The sequence below is a fragment of the Sedimentimonas flavescens genome, assembly GCF_025154035.1.
Classification (GTDB): Bacteria; Pseudomonadota; Alphaproteobacteria; order Rhodobacterales; family Rhodobacteraceae; genus Rhodobacter; species Rhodobacter flavescens.
The window spans coordinates 141,538-155,283 of record NZ_JAOALJ010000007.1 but is presented as its reverse complement, the minus strand read 5'-3'; the positions used below and the strand labels follow the sequence as shown (position 1 = coordinate 155,283).

General features: G+C 65.6%; 14 protein-coding genes. 8 read left to right on the top strand and 6 right to left on the bottom strand.

All coding sequences use genetic code 11. From position 1 onward, the window contains the following. Positions 1-46: 46 nt before the first annotated feature. From mog to N3C64_RS13935, 3 genes are all read right to left on the bottom strand, one after another. A complete protein-coding gene (gene mog / locus N3C64_RS13945) occupies positions 47-574 on the bottom strand; it encodes a molybdopterin adenylyltransferase (protein WP_218630346.1) in 528 nt (175 codons plus the stop codon). Further along, on the bottom strand, positions 571-1,797 hold the full coding sequence (locus tag N3C64_RS13940) for an argininosuccinate synthase (RefSeq protein ID WP_260014912.1): 1,227 nt from the start codon (positions 1,795-1,797) through the stop codon (positions 571-573). The genes mog and N3C64_RS13940 overlap by 4 nt, the downstream gene beginning before the upstream one ends. A 138-nt stretch (positions 1,798-1,935) precedes the next feature. Continuing rightward, positions 1,936-2,910, bottom strand: coding sequence for a hypothetical protein (locus N3C64_RS13935; protein WP_260014911.1), 975 nt, complete (start codon positions 2,908-2,910; stop codon positions 1,936-1,938). Between the two features lie 211 nt (positions 2,911-3,121). Between N3C64_RS13935 and ilvA the strand changes: the two genes are divergently transcribed. Beyond that, positions 3,122-4,369, top strand: a complete 1,248-nt coding sequence (gene ilvA / locus N3C64_RS13930; RefSeq protein WP_260014910.1) for a threonine ammonia-lyase IlvA — start codon at positions 3,122-3,124, stop codon at positions 4,367-4,369. Positions 4,370-4,372: 3 nt separating this feature from the next. Here the strand turns inward: ilvA and N3C64_RS13925 are convergent, their stop codons facing one another. Continuing rightward, positions 4,373-4,699 (bottom strand): Hpt domain-containing protein, encoded by a 327-nt coding sequence (locus N3C64_RS13925; RefSeq protein WP_218630498.1) that lies wholly within the window; start codon positions 4,697-4,699, stop codon positions 4,373-4,375. Positions 4,700-4,888: 189 nt separating this feature from the next. On the opposite strand from N3C64_RS13925, the gene N3C64_RS13920 reads away from it, so the two are divergent. Next, positions 4,889-6,136, top strand: a complete 1,248-nt coding sequence (locus N3C64_RS13920; protein WP_260014909.1) for a PP2C family protein-serine/threonine phosphatase — start codon at positions 4,889-4,891, stop codon at positions 6,134-6,136. Here N3C64_RS13920 and N3C64_RS13915 read toward each other — a convergent pair. Beyond that, the gene (locus N3C64_RS13915; protein WP_260014908.1) at positions 6,133-6,576 is read right to left on the bottom strand and encodes an NUDIX hydrolase; all 444 of its coding nucleotides are present in this window, start codon (positions 6,574-6,576) and stop codon (positions 6,133-6,135) included. The two genes, N3C64_RS13920 and N3C64_RS13915, sit on opposite strands and share 4 nt — an antisense overlap. A gap of 96 nt (positions 6,577-6,672) precedes the next feature. Here N3C64_RS13915 and hslO point away from each other — a divergent pair, with 96 nt between their 5' ends. The 6 genes from hslO to N3C64_RS13885 all read left to right on the top strand — a co-directional run bounded on the left by hslO (position 6,673) and on the right by N3C64_RS13885 (position 13,168). Further along, positions 6,673-7,689 carry an Hsp33 family molecular chaperone HslO gene (hslO, locus tag N3C64_RS13910; protein WP_260014907.1) on the top strand — a complete coding sequence of 339 codons (1,017 nt, stop codon included), beginning with the start codon at positions 6,673-6,675 and terminating at the stop codon, positions 7,687-7,689. Beyond that, positions 7,682-8,278 (top strand): NUDIX hydrolase, encoded by a 597-nt coding sequence (locus tag N3C64_RS13905; RefSeq protein ID WP_218630353.1) that lies wholly within the window; start codon positions 7,682-7,684, stop codon positions 8,276-8,278. The genes hslO and N3C64_RS13905 overlap by 8 nt, the downstream gene beginning before the upstream one ends. Then, on the top strand, positions 8,275-9,420 hold the full coding sequence (locus N3C64_RS13900) for a CCA tRNA nucleotidyltransferase (RefSeq protein WP_260014906.1): 1,146 nt from the start codon (positions 8,275-8,277) through the stop codon (positions 9,418-9,420). Before N3C64_RS13905 ends, N3C64_RS13900 begins: the two co-directional genes overlap by 4 nt. A gap of 58 nt (positions 9,421-9,478) precedes the next feature. Next, positions 9,479-11,311 carry an ABC transporter ATP-binding protein gene (locus N3C64_RS13895; RefSeq protein WP_260014905.1) on the top strand — a complete coding sequence of 611 codons (1,833 nt, stop codon included), beginning with the start codon at positions 9,479-9,481 and terminating at the stop codon, positions 11,309-11,311. Between the two features lie 53 nt (positions 11,312-11,364). After that, the gene (locus tag N3C64_RS13890) at positions 11,365-12,588 is read left to right on the top strand and encodes a class I SAM-dependent RNA methyltransferase (protein ID WP_260014904.1); all 1,224 of its coding nucleotides are present in this window, start codon (positions 11,365-11,367) and stop codon (positions 12,586-12,588) included. Positions 12,589-12,655: 67 nt separating this feature from the next. Next, positions 12,656-13,168, top strand: coding sequence for a L,D-transpeptidase family protein (locus N3C64_RS13885; protein ID WP_260014903.1), 513 nt, complete (start codon positions 12,656-12,658; stop codon positions 13,166-13,168). A 27-nt stretch (positions 13,169-13,195) separates the two neighbouring features. Here the strand turns inward: N3C64_RS13885 and dalA are convergent, their stop codons facing one another. Beyond that, the gene (gene dalA, locus N3C64_RS13880; RefSeq protein ID WP_218630358.1) at positions 13,196-13,705 is read right to left on the bottom strand and encodes a divisome-associated lipoprotein DalA; all 510 of its coding nucleotides are present in this window, start codon (positions 13,703-13,705) and stop codon (positions 13,196-13,198) included. Between the last annotated feature and the right edge of the window lie 41 nt (positions 13,706-13,746).

The window sequence follows — 13,746 nt, the reverse complement described above, 5'->3', positions numbered from 1 at the left end:
CTGCCCCGCACCCCGAGGTACTTGAGCCAAGAAGAATAGGCGAGGGTTACTTCGCCTTGGGGCGGAAGGCCTTGATCTTGGCAGGATCGGTGTCGATGAAGCCCGCGCCGATCAGGTCGAGGCAATAGGGCACCGCCGCGAAAACCGCGTTGAGGCAAGTGGCGATGGCCGAGGGTTTGCCGGGAAGTGTGATGATCAGCGACTTGCCCGCGATGCCTGCCGATTGGCGCGACAGGATCGCCGTCGGGACTTCGAGCAGCGAGGCGCGGCGCATTTCCTCGCCAAAGCCTGCGAGTTCTTTCTCGAACACATCGGCGCAGCCTTCGGGGGTTTCGTCGCGCGGCGCGGGGCCGGTGCCGCCGGTCACGAGGATCAGGTCGGCACCTTCGGACACCAGTTGGCGCAGGGTCGCGGCGACGCTCTCACGCCCGTCGGGGATGATGTGACGGGTGATGGTGAGCGGCGTGGTCACCACGCCGCGCAGCCAGTCTTCGCAGCCGGGGCCGCCCTTGTCTTCGTACTCGCCGCGGCTGGCGCGATCCGAGACGGTGACGATGGCGGCCCGGGCGCTCATTTCTTCACACGCGCGTTGCGGGTGGCGATCAGTTTCAGGCGCAGCGCGTTCAGGCGGATGAAGCCTGCGGCGTCCTTCTGGTCATAGGCGCCCGCGTCTTCCTCGAAGGTCACGTGCTTTTCGGAATAGAGCGAGTAGTCCGACCAGCGGCCGACGCAATGCACCGAGCCCTTGTAGAGTTTGAGACGCACTGTGCCGGTGACGTTTTCCTGGCTCTTGTCGATCAGGGCTTGCAGCATCTCGCGCTCGGGCGAGAACCAGAAGCCGTTGTAGATCAGTTCCGCATAGCGCGGCATCAGGCTGTCTTTCAGATGGCCCGCGCCCGCGTCGAGTGTGATCTGTTCGATGCCGCGGTGGGCCTCGAGCAGGATCGTGCCGCCGGGGGTTTCATAGATGCCGCGCGACTTCATACCGACGAAGCGGTTTTCCACGAAGTCGAGGCGGCCGATGCCATGCTTGCGACCGTATTCGTTCAGGGCGGTCAGGATCGTGGCGGGCGACAGGGCCTCACCGTTGATCGCCACGGCGTCACCCTTCTCGAAGGTCACCTCGATATATTCGGGGATGTCCGGGGCTTCTTCGGGGCTGACGGTGCGCTGATAGACGTATTCGGGCGCTTCATCGGCCGGGTTTTCCAGCGCCTTGCCCTCGGACGAGGTGTGCAGCAGGTTCGCATCGACCGAGAAGGGCGCTTCGCCGCGCTTGTCCTTGGCGATCGGGATCTGGTTCTGCTCGGCGAATTCGATCAGCTTGGTGCGCGAGGTCAGATCCCATTCGCGCCAGGGCGCGATGACCTTGATCATCGGGTCGAGCGCATAGGCCGACAGCTCGAAGCGGACCTGATCGTTGCCCTTGCCAGTGGCGCCATGGGCGACTGCATCGGCGCCATGCTCATGCGCGATCTCGACGAGACGCTTGGAGATCAGCGGGCGCGCGATCGAGGTGCCCAGAAGGTAGAGGCCTTCATAGACCGCATTGGCGCGGAACATCGGGAAGACGAAATCGCGCACGAATTCCTCGCGCACGTCCTCAATGTGGATGTTCTCGGGCTTGATGCCCAGCAGTTCGGCCTTCTTGCGGGCGGGTTCGAGTTCTTCACCCTGGCCGAGGTCGGCGGTGAAGGTGATCACCTCGCAGCCGTATTCGGTTTGCAGCCATTTGAGGATGATCGAGGTATCGAGGCCACCCGAATAGGCGAGCACGACTTTCTTAGGCGCGGACATGGCAAGCCCCTTGCTATGCTTAGTGGTTTGCACGCGGTCTATTGGTTTTTTTCCTTACGGGCAAGGGTGCGGCCGGAACGAATTGGGGCGGCCCGAAGGCCGCCCGCAAAACGTAGGAACCAGTGGAGTCGGGGGCGATTACTCGGCGGCCTCTTCGGTCACTTCGGCAACCACTTCTTCGGGCGCGCCTTCTTCGGTGGTGTCTTCCTCCGAGGTCGCTTCCTCTTCGACCGGCATCTGCGGGTCGAGCATGCGGTTCAGCTCTTCAAGAGCTTCGGGCGAAAGCTCGCGGCCATTCGAGGCGGCCAGCAGCGCGTCATGCTCGGCGGCATCGGCGGCGGCGGCTTCCTCTTCGAGGGTTGCGATCTCGGCCTCAAGGGCGGCTTTCGCTGCCAGGTCCGCATCGCGGGCTTCGGCCTCGGCGCGTTCGGCATCGAGCGCGCCCTTCGCTTCATTATAGGCCGCCATGTCGGCGTCGTACTGCGCGACCGCCTCTTCATAGCCCTCGTCGCCCTCGACCAGATCGGTCGGGGTCGGTTCGGTCAGGCCTGCCAGATCGCCGTCGATCTCTTCGACCGTGCGCTCGGTGCTGTAGCCAGCCAGCTTCTCGTCCAGCGCGGCAAGCTCGACATTGGCGTCGTCAAGCTTCTTGTCGGCCAGCATCCCTGCCTCGACAGCGGCTTTGTAGGTGGCAATGCGGCCGACCTGACTGTTGGGCGAGGCATTGGCCAGCGCGTTCGGGCTGGCATGGGCTGCGTTCAGGCCCTTGAGTTCGGATGCGATGGCGCCATGGTTGGTTTTCGTGGCGTTCTTCTTGCCGTTCGACGACTTGCTTGAGCCGCTGAACGAGGTGCCGGTCGACTTGCTCGACTTGTCCTTCGGGCTGAACGAGGTGCCTTTGGACTTGCCGTTGCCGCCGTCGCTGCCCGAGCTCTTGCCCGAGTTGCCACCGCCGTTCCCGCCGCCTTTGCCGCCGCCGTTACCGCCACCGTTGTCGCCATCCTTGCCCTTGGCAAAGACTAGATCGGCACCGGTGAAGGAGCTGGTCGCCACCGGGGCGACGACGAGGGCCGCAGCCGTTGCGGCGATGATGAGGGGGGTCTTGATACGCATGTGCGGTCTCCGCAGGTTGAGGGCGTGACAGTTGGTAAACAGATGCGGCGCAGACTATGGTCATTTTTGGGCAGGGGGAGGGCGGAAATTGGGTTGCTGCCCGAGTTGCGCATATTCTTGCCGTTTTGCCGCCGCCGCTGCGCGGAATTTTTCCTATGCCGTCAGGGAAAGGCTCTTGCCTAAAGACGCAACGCGCGCCAGAGCATGAAACATGAGTGAATTTGCCCTCGCCACCCTTGCCGCTACTCGTGCGCTGCGCGCGTTGTTCGATCCGACTCCGCTTCAGCGCAACGATCATTTGTCCAAGCGCTATGAGGCCGATATCTGGCTCAAGCGCGAGGATCTGACGCCGGTGCGCAGCTACAAGCTGCGCGGGGCCTTCACCGCCATGCGCAAGCTGCGCGAGCGCGATCCGCAGGCCGCGCATTTCGTCTGCGCGAGCGCGGGCAACCATGCGCAGGGCGTGGCCTTCGCCTGCCGCCATTTCGGTGTGAAGGGAACGATCTTCATGCCGGTCACCACGCCGCAGCAGAAAATCGACAAAACCAAGACCTTCGGCGGCGACGCGGTCGAGATCGTGCTGACCGGCGACTATTTCGACCAGACGCTGACGGCCTCCAAGGAGTATTGCGCCGAAGCCCGCGCACATTTCCTCGCGCCCTTCGACGATACGGATGTGATCGAAGGGCAGGCCTCGGTCGGCGTCGAGATCCTCGACCAGTTGGGCCGCGCGCCCGATCTGGTGATACTGCCGGTGGGCGGTGGCGGCCTAGCCGCCGGCGTCACGGGCTATCTGCGTGCGACCGCCCCGGCGACCGAGTTCCGCTTTGTCGAGCCGCTTGGCGGCGCTAGCCTGACCGCCGCCGTCGCGGCGCGCGAGCCGGTGACGCTGCGCCAGGTCAACAGCTTTGTCGATGGCGCGGCGGTGGCGCGGATCGGCGCGCTGCCCTTTGCCGCGCTCGATTGGGTGCGCCCCGAGCAGATCCTCCTCGCGCCCGAAGACCGGATCTGCATCACCATCCTTGAGATGCTGAATATCGAGGGGATCGTTCTGGAACCGGCAGGTGCGATGTCCGTCGATGTGCTGCCCGAACTGGCCGAGGAGATTCGCGGCAAGACCGTGGTCTGCGTGACCTCGGGGGGGAACTTCGACTTCGAGCGGCTGCCCGAGGTCAAGGAACGGGCGCAGCGCTACTCCGGGCTGAAGAAATACTTCATTCTGCGGATGCCGCAGCGCCCCGGCGCGCTGCGCGAGTTCCTGCAGATGCTTGGCCCCGACGACGATATCGCACGGTTCGAGTATCTCAAGAAATCGGCGCGCAACTTCGGTTCGGTCCTGATAGGGATCGAGACGAAGCGAGCGGAAAACTTCGATCTGCTGACCGGCAAGCTCGACGCGGCCGGGTTCACTTATCGCGACATCACCGAGGATGAGACGCTGGCCGAGTTCCTGGTCTGAGGCTCAGGCGGCCAGAACCGTCTCGATCCGCGCGAGGAACATCGCCTTGGAGTCGGAATAGCAGGCCAGGATGGCGGCTAGGTCGATGGCCTCGGCATGGCCCGCCGCGGCCTTTCGCTCGCCGTCCTGACACAGCGCGCCGAAGTCGCGAAAGCCGAGGTTCCAGGCCGAGCCTTTCAGGAAATGCAGGTCTTCTTCGAGCAGGTCGGGTGCGCGGCCAAGGCGCATGGTGACGGTTTCGACCTCGTCGAGGAAAAGCTCAAGCACCTCGGCCAATCCGTCGGCTCCGATCTCCGTATGCAGGTCGAGAACTCTTTGCCAATCAATCACCGTGACCTCCGACGCACTGAAACCCTGACTGACCTGCAGGTTAGGCGCTATTCCTTTCGCAAGCTTTAATGCCGTGGTGCGCGGCGATTCACGCGATCTTAAACCCCGCCCGCGCAGGATCGGCACAGACGGTATTTGTGCGATGGGTCCAAGGTGCTTGAACAGACGACACAATCAACCCGGCCGGGGATGCCTGCGGCGGATGCAGCCCCGCGCCGCGTTCTGGTGGTCGATGACAGCCGGATGCAGCGCCGAATCCTCTCGGCCCAACTGGCGCGTTCGGGATATGAGGTGATCGAGGCGGGCAATGCCGAAGAGGCACTGGCGATCTGCGCCGAGGCCGAGCCGGATATCGTTTTGTCGGACTGGATGATGCCGGGCATGTCGGGGCTGGATTTCTGCCGGGCCTTCCGCGCAATGCCGCGCAAAGGCTACGGATATTTCGTCCTGCTGACCTCGAAGACCGACAAGAACGAGGTGGCGCAGGGTCTGGAAAGCGGCGCCGACGATTTTCTGGCCAAGCCGATCAGCGGGGAAGAACTGCGCGCGCGGTTGAGCGCGGGCGAGCGCATCCTGACCATGGAGCGGCAGTTGCAGGAGAAGAATCGCCTGCTGTCTTCGGCGCTAGGCGAGTTGCAGGGGCTTTACGACGTTATCGACCGCGACCTGACCGAGGCCTGCAAGCTGCAGCAAAGCCTTGTGCGGGAGCGTTATCGCTCATTCGGGACGGCGCAGGTGTCGCTGATGCTGCGGCCTTCGGGCCATGTCGGCGGCGATCTGGTCGGTTTCTTCCCGATCAACGCACATCGCGTAGCGCTGTTCGGGATGGATGTGGCCGGGCACGGGATCACCTCGGCACTGATGACGGCGCGGCTGGCGGGTTATCTGTCGGGTGCGACGCCCGAGCAGAACATCGCCCTTGTTCCCGCCAGCTACGGCCATTGCGATGCCCGCCCCCCGGCCGAGTTGGCTGCCTATCTCAACCGGCTGGTGCTGGCCGAGATGCAGACCGACAGCTATTTCACGCTGATCTATGCCGATGTCGATCTGGTGTCGGGGCGGGTCGAGCTGGTGCAGGCGGGCCATCCCTATCCGGCGATCCAGCGCGCCTCGGGCGCGGTCGAGTATCTTGGCGACGGCGGTCTGCCGGTCGGGCTGATCGAGGGCGCGGAATATGAAACCGTGACCGCGCGCCTCAATCCGGGCGACCGGCTGTTCCTGATGTCGGACGGGATCACCGAAGCCGCCGACGCAGACGCGAACCTGTTGGGCGAAGAGGGGCTGGCCGAAATCATTGAGGCCGCCGCCGGGCTGCGCGGCGAGGTGTTTCTGAATGCGGTTTATGAAAAGATCGACCGCTTCGCCGGGGGTGTCCTGGCCGACGATGTCTCGGGCGTGCTATTCGAATTCGACGAGATGCGCGGGTTGTTCGTCTAAAGGCCCGCCAGCGCCTGCGCCAGAAAGTGCCGGTCACCTGAATTCGCGAGCTGTTCCAGCGCGGCCCTAGGCTCCATCCAGATCGCGCTATGGCCGGCCTCGGTCGGCGGACCAAGGCGCAGGACCGGGCGGGCCACGTAGATCATGCACAGCTTCTCGGCCCAGAGATCGTATTCGGGCATGTAGACAAAGCGCCGGTAGGTGCCGATCCGGCGCGGGGTGGCGATGCTCCAGCCGGTTTCCTCGTAAACCTCGCGGTGCAGGGCGCGCACCGGGCTTTCGCCGGGGTCGATACCGCCGCCCGGCAGCTGAAACTCGGGCGTGGGCTCGGCCTGATGGGTGACAAGCAGCGCGCCGTCGCGCATCAGCACGGCATAGGCGCCGGGGCGGCGGCGATACGTGCGCTCATGCACGATGGGCTCTCCAAACCTGCGGATCATCCCGGCTCCTTGCCCCCTTGGGTCTTTCGGCTGTTGCGCCTATATAGGCGCGGTATGCCAGCCTTCGGGCTGATGGAAAACCCCCAAGGAACCCGCATGACCACGCTATCTCAAATCGCATGGGACGATACTGTCCTGCCGTTCCAGCTCGACCGTTCCGACGTGCGCGGCCGGGTGGCGCGGCTGGATGGCGTTCTTGAGCAGGTCCTGGCGCAGCACGACTATCCCGCGATCGTCGAGGCGCTGGTGGCCGAGGTCGCCCTGCTGACCGCGATGATCGGCCAGACGATCAAGCTGCGCTGGAAGCTGTCGATCCAGGTGCGCGGCAATGGCCCGATCCGTATCCTCGCGACGGACTATTACGGCCCCACCTCCGATGGCCAGCCCGCCCGTATCCGTGGCTGGGCCAGTTTTGACGCCGAGCGGCTCGACCCCGAGGTCGACCCGTTCAGCCAGATCGGCGACGGCTACTTTGCCATCCTGATCGATCAGGGCGAGGGCACCGTGCCCTATCAGGGTATCACGCCTTTGGCTGGCGGTTCGCTGAGCACCTGCGCGCAGACCTATTTCGCGCAGTCCGAGCAGCTGCCCACGCGCTTTGCCATTTCTTACGGCCGCTCGACCCTGCCGGGGCAGGGAGAGCATTGGCGTGCCGGTGGCGTGATGTTGCAGGTGATGCCCAAGGCCTCGCCCTTCGCGGCCAAGGAAGGTTCGGGTGAGGCGGGGCTGTTGCAACACACCGATATTCTCGAAGGCGATGAGGAAGAGAACTGGAACCGCGTGAACCACCTGCTCGACACCGTCGAGGAGATGGAGCTGATCGGCCCCACGGTGCATCCGACCGACCTGTTGGTGCGGCTCTTCCACGAGGAAGGCCCGCGCGTCTTCGATCCGCAGCGCATCGAGTTCGGCTGCACCTGCTCGGAATCGCGGGTGCGCGACAGTCTGGCGATCTATTCCGCCAAGGACATCCGTCACATGACGACCGAGGATGGCCGCGTCACCGCCGATTGCCAGTTCTGCGGCGCGCACTATGAGTTCGACCCGCAAAGCCTTGGGTTCGAGGCGACGGTCAACCCCGATGGCAGCCCGAAGGAGTCGGTCGATGAGTGATCCGCTTGCCCCGGTCCTGGCCGCTCTGGCCCGTCCGGGGCGGCCCTCGTCGGATTACGATCTCAATCCGGGGGTCGTCCTGCCGGACAACCGCGTGCTGCGCCCGGCCGCCGTTCTGGTGGCCTTCGAGGCCACGCGCGATGGCTTGCAGCTTTACCTGACCAAGCGCAGCTCGCATCTCAAGCACCACCCCGGCCAGATCGCCTTTCCCGGCGGCAAGCAGGAGCCCGAGGACAGCGGCCCGATCGAGGCCGCCCTGCGCGAGGCGCAGGAGGAGATCGGCCTGCCGCCCGGCAATCTGGAGATTCTCGGCACGCTCGAGGCGCATGAAACCGTCACCAGTTTCAACGTGACGCCGGTTGTCGCGCGTATCCACACGCCCTTCACCCCGATCCCCGAGGCGGGCGAGGTCGATGAGGTCTTCACCGTTCCCTTCGCCCATATCGCCAACCCGGCCAACTTCCGGGTCGAGCGGCGGCGCTGGCTGGGCACCTGGCGCAGCTATTACGTGGCGCCTTTCGGACCCTATTACATCTGGGGCGCGACCGCGCGTATGCTGCGGGCACTGGGCGACCGGATGGCGGAATGAAACTGACGGGCAAGTGGATCGAGGCGGGGCATCTGCAACAGGTGCTGGCCATGCTGGAGGCGGGCGGCCATCAGGCGCTGCTGGTGGGCGGCTGCGTGCGCAACGCGCTGATCGGCGCCGCCGTCACCGATATGGATATCGCCACCGACGCTGTGCCACAGCGGGTGATCGAACTGGCCCAAGCCGCCGGGCTCAAATCGGTGCCCACGGGGATCGACCACGGCACCGTCACGGTCGTTGCCGCGCATGAGCCTCATGAGATTACCACCTTCCGCCGCGATGTCGAAACCCATGGCCGCCATGCCACGGTGGAATTCTCGACCCGGATCGAGGAAGACGCCGCGCGGCGCGATTTTACCATGAACGCGCTTTATGCGCGTGCCGATGGCACGGTGCTTGATCCGCTTGGGCAGGGGCTGGCCGATCTGGCCGCGCGGCATCTGCGTTTCGTGGGCAACCCAGATCAGCGCATCCGCGAGGATTACCTGCGCATCCTGCGCTTCTTCCGTTTCACCGCCTGGTATGGCGACCCCGCACTCGGCATCGACCCCGAGGGGCTGGCGGCCTGCGCCGAACACGCGCTTGGCCTTGATGGACTCTCGCGCGAGCGGGTGGGGCATGAGATGCGCAGGCTGCTGGCCGCACCCGATCCTGCGCCCGCACTGGCCGCGATGCAGGCGACCGGGGTTCTCGCCCATGTGCTGCCCGGCGCCGATAGCCGCGCGATCGCGCCGCTCGTGCATCTTGAGGAGGGCACCGCGCCCGCCTTCCTGCGCCGCCTTGTCGCGCTTGGTGGTGAAGATCCGGCCGAACGGCTGCGCCTGTCCAAGGCCGAGCTGCGCGGGCTGGAGCAGATCCGCGCGGCACTGCAAAGCGATGCGCCGCCCGCCGCCCTTGGCTATCGCTTTGGGGCCGATCCAGCCGCTGATGCCACGCTGATCCGCGCGGCCTCACTTGGTCAGCCGCTGGCGGATGATTGGCGCGCGCCGATCCAACGCGGCGCGGCGCAGGTTTTCCCCGTCACCGCCTCCGATCTGATGCCCGGCCTTCAGGGACCGGCCCTTGGCGCGCGGCTGCGCGCACTTGAGACCCGCTGGATCGCCGAGGATTTCCAACCGACCCGCGACGATCTGCTCGGCTAGGCCGCTCTTTCCCTTTGGTGCCGCAGACATATATCCTGCGGGTGAAAGTGAGAATGTGATGATCGACGCCTTCCGCCCCGCCGAGGGGCCGCCGCCGCAACGTTTGGGCGCCTTTTTCCGCTGGAGCCTGACCGGGGCCTGGCCCGCCCTGATTGTTGCGGGAACCATGTCGGCGTTTGCGGGCTCGATGGAGGTGGTCTCGGCCTGGTTGTTGGGCCGGGTGGTCGATACCGCCACCTCCGCCGACCCCGCCACGGTCTTTGCCGAGCACTGGACGCTGCTTGTCGGCTTCGTAATCTTCTACCTCGTGCTGCGGCCCGTGGCTTTCGGGCTGTCGTCCTCGACCTCGAACCTGCTCATCAACCCCAATGTGATGCCGCTGGTGCTGTCGCGGCTGCACCGCTGGACGATGGGCCAGTCGGTCACCTTCTTCGACAATGATTTCGCGGGGCGCATCGCGCAAAAGCAGATGCAGACCGCGCGGGCCGTGACCGATGTGGCCTCGGAGATGGTCAACACGGTGATGTTCGCGCTGGCCTCGGTTATCGGTTCGATCGCGCTTCTCATGGGGATCGACAAATGGGGCGCGCTGGCGCTGGCGGTCTGGATGGTGCTTTACTTCCTGCTGATCCGCGCCTTCCTGCCGCGCGTTCGCGCCCGCTCGAAAGAGCGTGCCTCGGCCCGCGCCATGGTAACGGGGCAGGTGGTCGACACCATCACCAATATCAAGACGGTCAAGCTCTTCGCCCATTCCGATCACGAAGACCGTGCGGCCCTTGGCGCGATGGAGAAATTCCGCCTGAAGGCGCGCGAGTTCGGCGTGATCCAGACCTGGTATCGCACGACGCAGATGGCGTTTTCCGGGCTTCTGCCAGTGATTCTGGTGGGGACGGCGATCCTGATGTGGCAGCGCGGGCAGGCTTCGGTCGGGGATATCGCGGCGGCGGGCGCGGTGTCGATCCGTATCGCGCAGATGTCGGGGTGGGTGTCGCAGGCGCTGATGGGCATGTGGGGCAATATCGGCGAGGTCGAGGACGGCATGCGCACCCTTACCCCCGCCCATACGCTGAGCGACGCGCCCGATGCGCGCGTGATCACCGCCTCGCGCGGCGAGATCGCCTTTGACCATGTCAGCTTCGCCTATGGGCGGCGCACCGGCGGGGTCGAGGATATCGCGCTGACCATCCACCCCGGAGAGCGGATCGGCATCGTCGGGGCCTCGGGTGCCGGCAAATCGACCCTCGTTGCGCTGCTCTTGCGGCTTTACGACGCCGAGAAGGGCGCGGTGCTGATCGACGGGCAGGATCTGCGCGGCCTGACGCAGGAAAGCCTGCGCCGCCAGATCGCCATGGTCACGCAGGAAACCGCGATGTTCAACCGCTCGGCGCGCGAGAATATCCTTTACGGCCGCCCCGACGCCACCGACGCCGAGCTGATCGCCGCAGCCAAGGCCGCCGAGGCGCATGAGTTCATCGAAGGCCTCGCCGATCACACCGGCAAGCGCGGCTATGATGCGGCCTTGGGTGAGCGCGGCGTGAAGCTGTCGGGCGGACAGCGTCAGCGGATCGCCCTTGCGCGCGCCTTCCTCAAGGATGCGCCGATCCTTGTGCTCGACGAGGCGACATCGGCGCTGGATAGCGAGGTCGAGGCCTCGATCCAGCAGGCGCTGTCGCGGGTGATGGCAGGCAAGACCGTTCTGGCCATCGCGCACCGGCTGTCGACTATCGCGCAGATGGACCGGATCGTGGTGATGGATCAGGGCCGTATCGTCGAGCAGGGCAGCCATGCCGAACTGCTCGAACGCGGCGGGCTTTACGCGCGCTACTGGAACCGCCAGTCGGGCGGATTCATCGGCACGGATGAGGACGCGCAAACCGAAGCCGCGCAATAAGCCTTGGCGCGCGCCCCCGCCCCCTGCTAATCGGGCGGCAAAAGGGGATTGCCATGTTGCTCACCATCGAACGCCTCTCGCTGCATGCCGATGCGGTTGCCCACGGCCCGGAAGGGACCGTGCATGTCGCCATGGCCCTGCCGGGCGAGCAGATCGAGGGTGAGGCCGAGGGCGGTCGCATCGCGCAACCCAAGATCGTCACCCCCTCGCCCGAGCGCGTGAAAGCGCCCTGTCCGCATTACCGCGCCTGCGGGGGATGCGTGCTGCAACATGCCTCGGATGCTTTCGTTGCACGCTGGAAGGCCCAGGTGGTCGAGAATGCGCTGTCGGTGCGTGGGATCGCCGCGCAGGTGGCGCGGGTCGAGACCTCGCCGCTCCATGCCCGCCGCCGCGCGACGCTGGCCGGGCGGCGTACCAAGAAGGGCACGCTGGTGGGCTTTCACGCGCGAGCCTCGGATACGCTGGTCGAGGTGCCCGAATGCCTGATCCTGCGCCCCGAACTGATGGAAAAGATCCCCGCGCTGCATGCCGCGACCGCGCTTGGCGCCTCGCGCAAGGGTGAGGTGAGCTTTGCCCTGACCCTGTCGGAGGCCGGTGTCGAGATGGCCGCGCAAGGCGGCAAGGAGATGGAGCCGGCGCTTTTCGAATCGCTCTCGGGCCTTGCGCGCGACCATGATCTGGCGCGCCTGTCGTGGAACGGCGAGACCGTGGCCGCGCGCCGCCCGGCGCTGCAAAACTTCGGCCGCGCGCGGGTCACGCCGCCCCCCGGCGCTTTCTTGCAAGCCACCGAGGAAGGCGAGGCCGCGCTGGTCGGTTTCGTGCGCGCGGCGCTGGCGGGCGCCGACCGGATCGCCGACCTGTTCGCGGGCTGCGGCACCTTTGCCCTTGCCCTTGCCGACCGCGCCGAGGTGCATGCCGTCGAGGGCGAGGCCGCGATGCTCGAGGCGCTCGATCGCGGCTGGCGCGGGGCGCAGGGCCTCAAGCGCGTGACGCATGAGGCGCGCGACCTGTTCCGCCGCCCGCTTTTGCCCGATGAGCTGGACCGCTATGACGCGATCGTGATCGACCCGCCGCGCGCCGGCGCCGAGGCGCAGGTGCGTGAAATCTGTGCCTCGAAAACGCGCGAACTTGCCTATGTTTCCTGCAATCCGGTCACTTTCGCCCGCGATGCGCAGGTGCTGATCGAGGCGGGCTTTGCGCTGGCCGATCTGATCGTGGTGGACCAGTTCCGCTGGTCCTCGCATATCGAGCTTGCAGCGCGGTTCCGGCGGGGCTAGCAGCCTTTCGCCGCAGCCTGATTTGGGATAGGTTGTGGATAAAACGAGCAGTCATAACAGGCAGAAAATGCACCGTCGTACCGCCCTCATGGGTCTTGGCTCTCTGGGCCTTCTTGCCGCTTGCGGCGACAGCGCGCGGGGCGCGCATAAATTCCGGTCCTATTCCGGCCCGCCGATCACGCAGGTGCAGGTCCACAAGGACGCGCGCGTGATGTATCTGATCTCGGACAAGACGCTGATCAAGGAATACAAGATCGCCCTTGGCGGCAACCCGGTTGGCAAGAAGCAGTTCGAAGGCGATGGCAAGACGCCCGAGGGGCTTTACTTCGTCAACCGGCGCAATCCGAACTCGGCCTATCACCTGTCGCTCGGGATCTCCTATCCGAACCCGCAGGATATGGCTTTCGCCGAGGCGCAGGGCAAGGAACCCGGCGGCGACATCTTCATCCACGGGCGTGCGGGCAAGGACCGGGGCCTTGGCAAGGACTGGACGGCGGGTTGCGTGGCCGTCACCGACCCCGAGATCGAAGAGGTCTACGCCATGGTCGCCGACGGCACGCCGGTCTTCCTCTTCCCGTAAACGAAAAGGGCCCCGCGGGGCCCTTTTTCAGTTTCCGGTGACCATCGTCCACCAGATCTTGCCCGATGGCTCCTGATACCAGCCAAAGCCCATCTGGGTCGCTGCCGGGTTCAGGATCACGTCACGGGTATCGACAACTGCCATCCAGGCCGAGAGCGTCTCGATCTCGGTCTCGTAGGTCTCCGAGATATTCTCGCCGATCACCTGGCCGGGATAGCCCGCGCGGCGGCCACGGTCGAGCATCGAGGAGCCGTCCGAGCCCCAGTGCCAGGCGCGGTTCTGCGCGGCCATGTCCTGCGCATGGGCCTGCGCGGCGGCGTTCAGCTGCGGGTTCAGCACGACCGGGGCCGTGCCGCGCACCGCGCGCAGCGAGTTCATGGATTCCTGCACCCGCAGCGGGATGAGTCCGGCCTCTTTCGAGGTGATCTTGTAGACCTGCGGCAAGGGCTTGCCGTCGGGCCCAAGCGCGGGTTCGGTCGGTTGGCAGGCGGCCAGGGTCATGGCGCCAAGCAGCAACAGCACTTTTACAGATTTCATCGCGAACGACCCCCTGAGTTGATCGTGAGTCGCTTACACGC

Bases quoted from the DNA above. Each gene is read 5' to 3' on its own strand.
- mog (WP_218630346.1), bottom strand. From the start codon at position 574: ATGAGCGCCCGGGCCGCCATCGTCACCGTCTCGGATCGCGCCAGCCGC.
- N3C64_RS13940 (WP_260014912.1), bottom strand. From the start codon at position 1,797: ATGTCCGCGCCTAAGAAAGTCGTGCTCGCCTATTCGGGTGGCCTCGAT.
- N3C64_RS13935 (WP_260014911.1), bottom strand. From the start codon at position 2,910: ATGCGTATCAAGACCCCCCTCATCATCGCCGCAACGGCTGCGGCCCTC.
- ilvA (WP_260014910.1), top strand. From the start codon at position 3,122: ATGAGTGAATTTGCCCTCGCCACCCTTGCCGCTACTCGTGCGCTGCGC.
- N3C64_RS13920 (WP_260014909.1), top strand. From the start codon at position 4,889: ATGCCTGCGGCGGATGCAGCCCCGCGCCGCGTTCTGGTGGTCGATGAC.
- N3C64_RS13915 (WP_260014908.1), bottom strand. From the start codon at position 6,576: ATGATCCGCAGGTTTGGAGAGCCCATCGTGCATGAGCGCACGTATCGC.
- hslO (WP_260014907.1), top strand. From the start codon at position 6,673: ATGACCACGCTATCTCAAATCGCATGGGACGATACTGTCCTGCCGTTC.
- N3C64_RS13905 (WP_218630353.1), top strand. From the start codon at position 7,682: ATGAGTGATCCGCTTGCCCCGGTCCTGGCCGCTCTGGCCCGTCCGGGG.
- N3C64_RS13900 (WP_260014906.1), top strand. From the start codon at position 8,275: ATGAAACTGACGGGCAAGTGGATCGAGGCGGGGCATCTGCAACAGGTG.
- N3C64_RS13895 (WP_260014905.1), top strand. From the start codon at position 9,479: ATGATCGACGCCTTCCGCCCCGCCGAGGGGCCGCCGCCGCAACGTTTG.
- N3C64_RS13890 (WP_260014904.1), top strand. From the start codon at position 11,365: ATGTTGCTCACCATCGAACGCCTCTCGCTGCATGCCGATGCGGTTGCC.
- N3C64_RS13885 (WP_260014903.1), top strand. From the start codon at position 12,656: ATGCACCGTCGTACCGCCCTCATGGGTCTTGGCTCTCTGGGCCTTCTT.
- dalA (WP_218630358.1), bottom strand. From the start codon at position 13,705: ATGAAATCTGTAAAAGTGCTGTTGCTGCTTGGCGCCATGACCCTGGCC.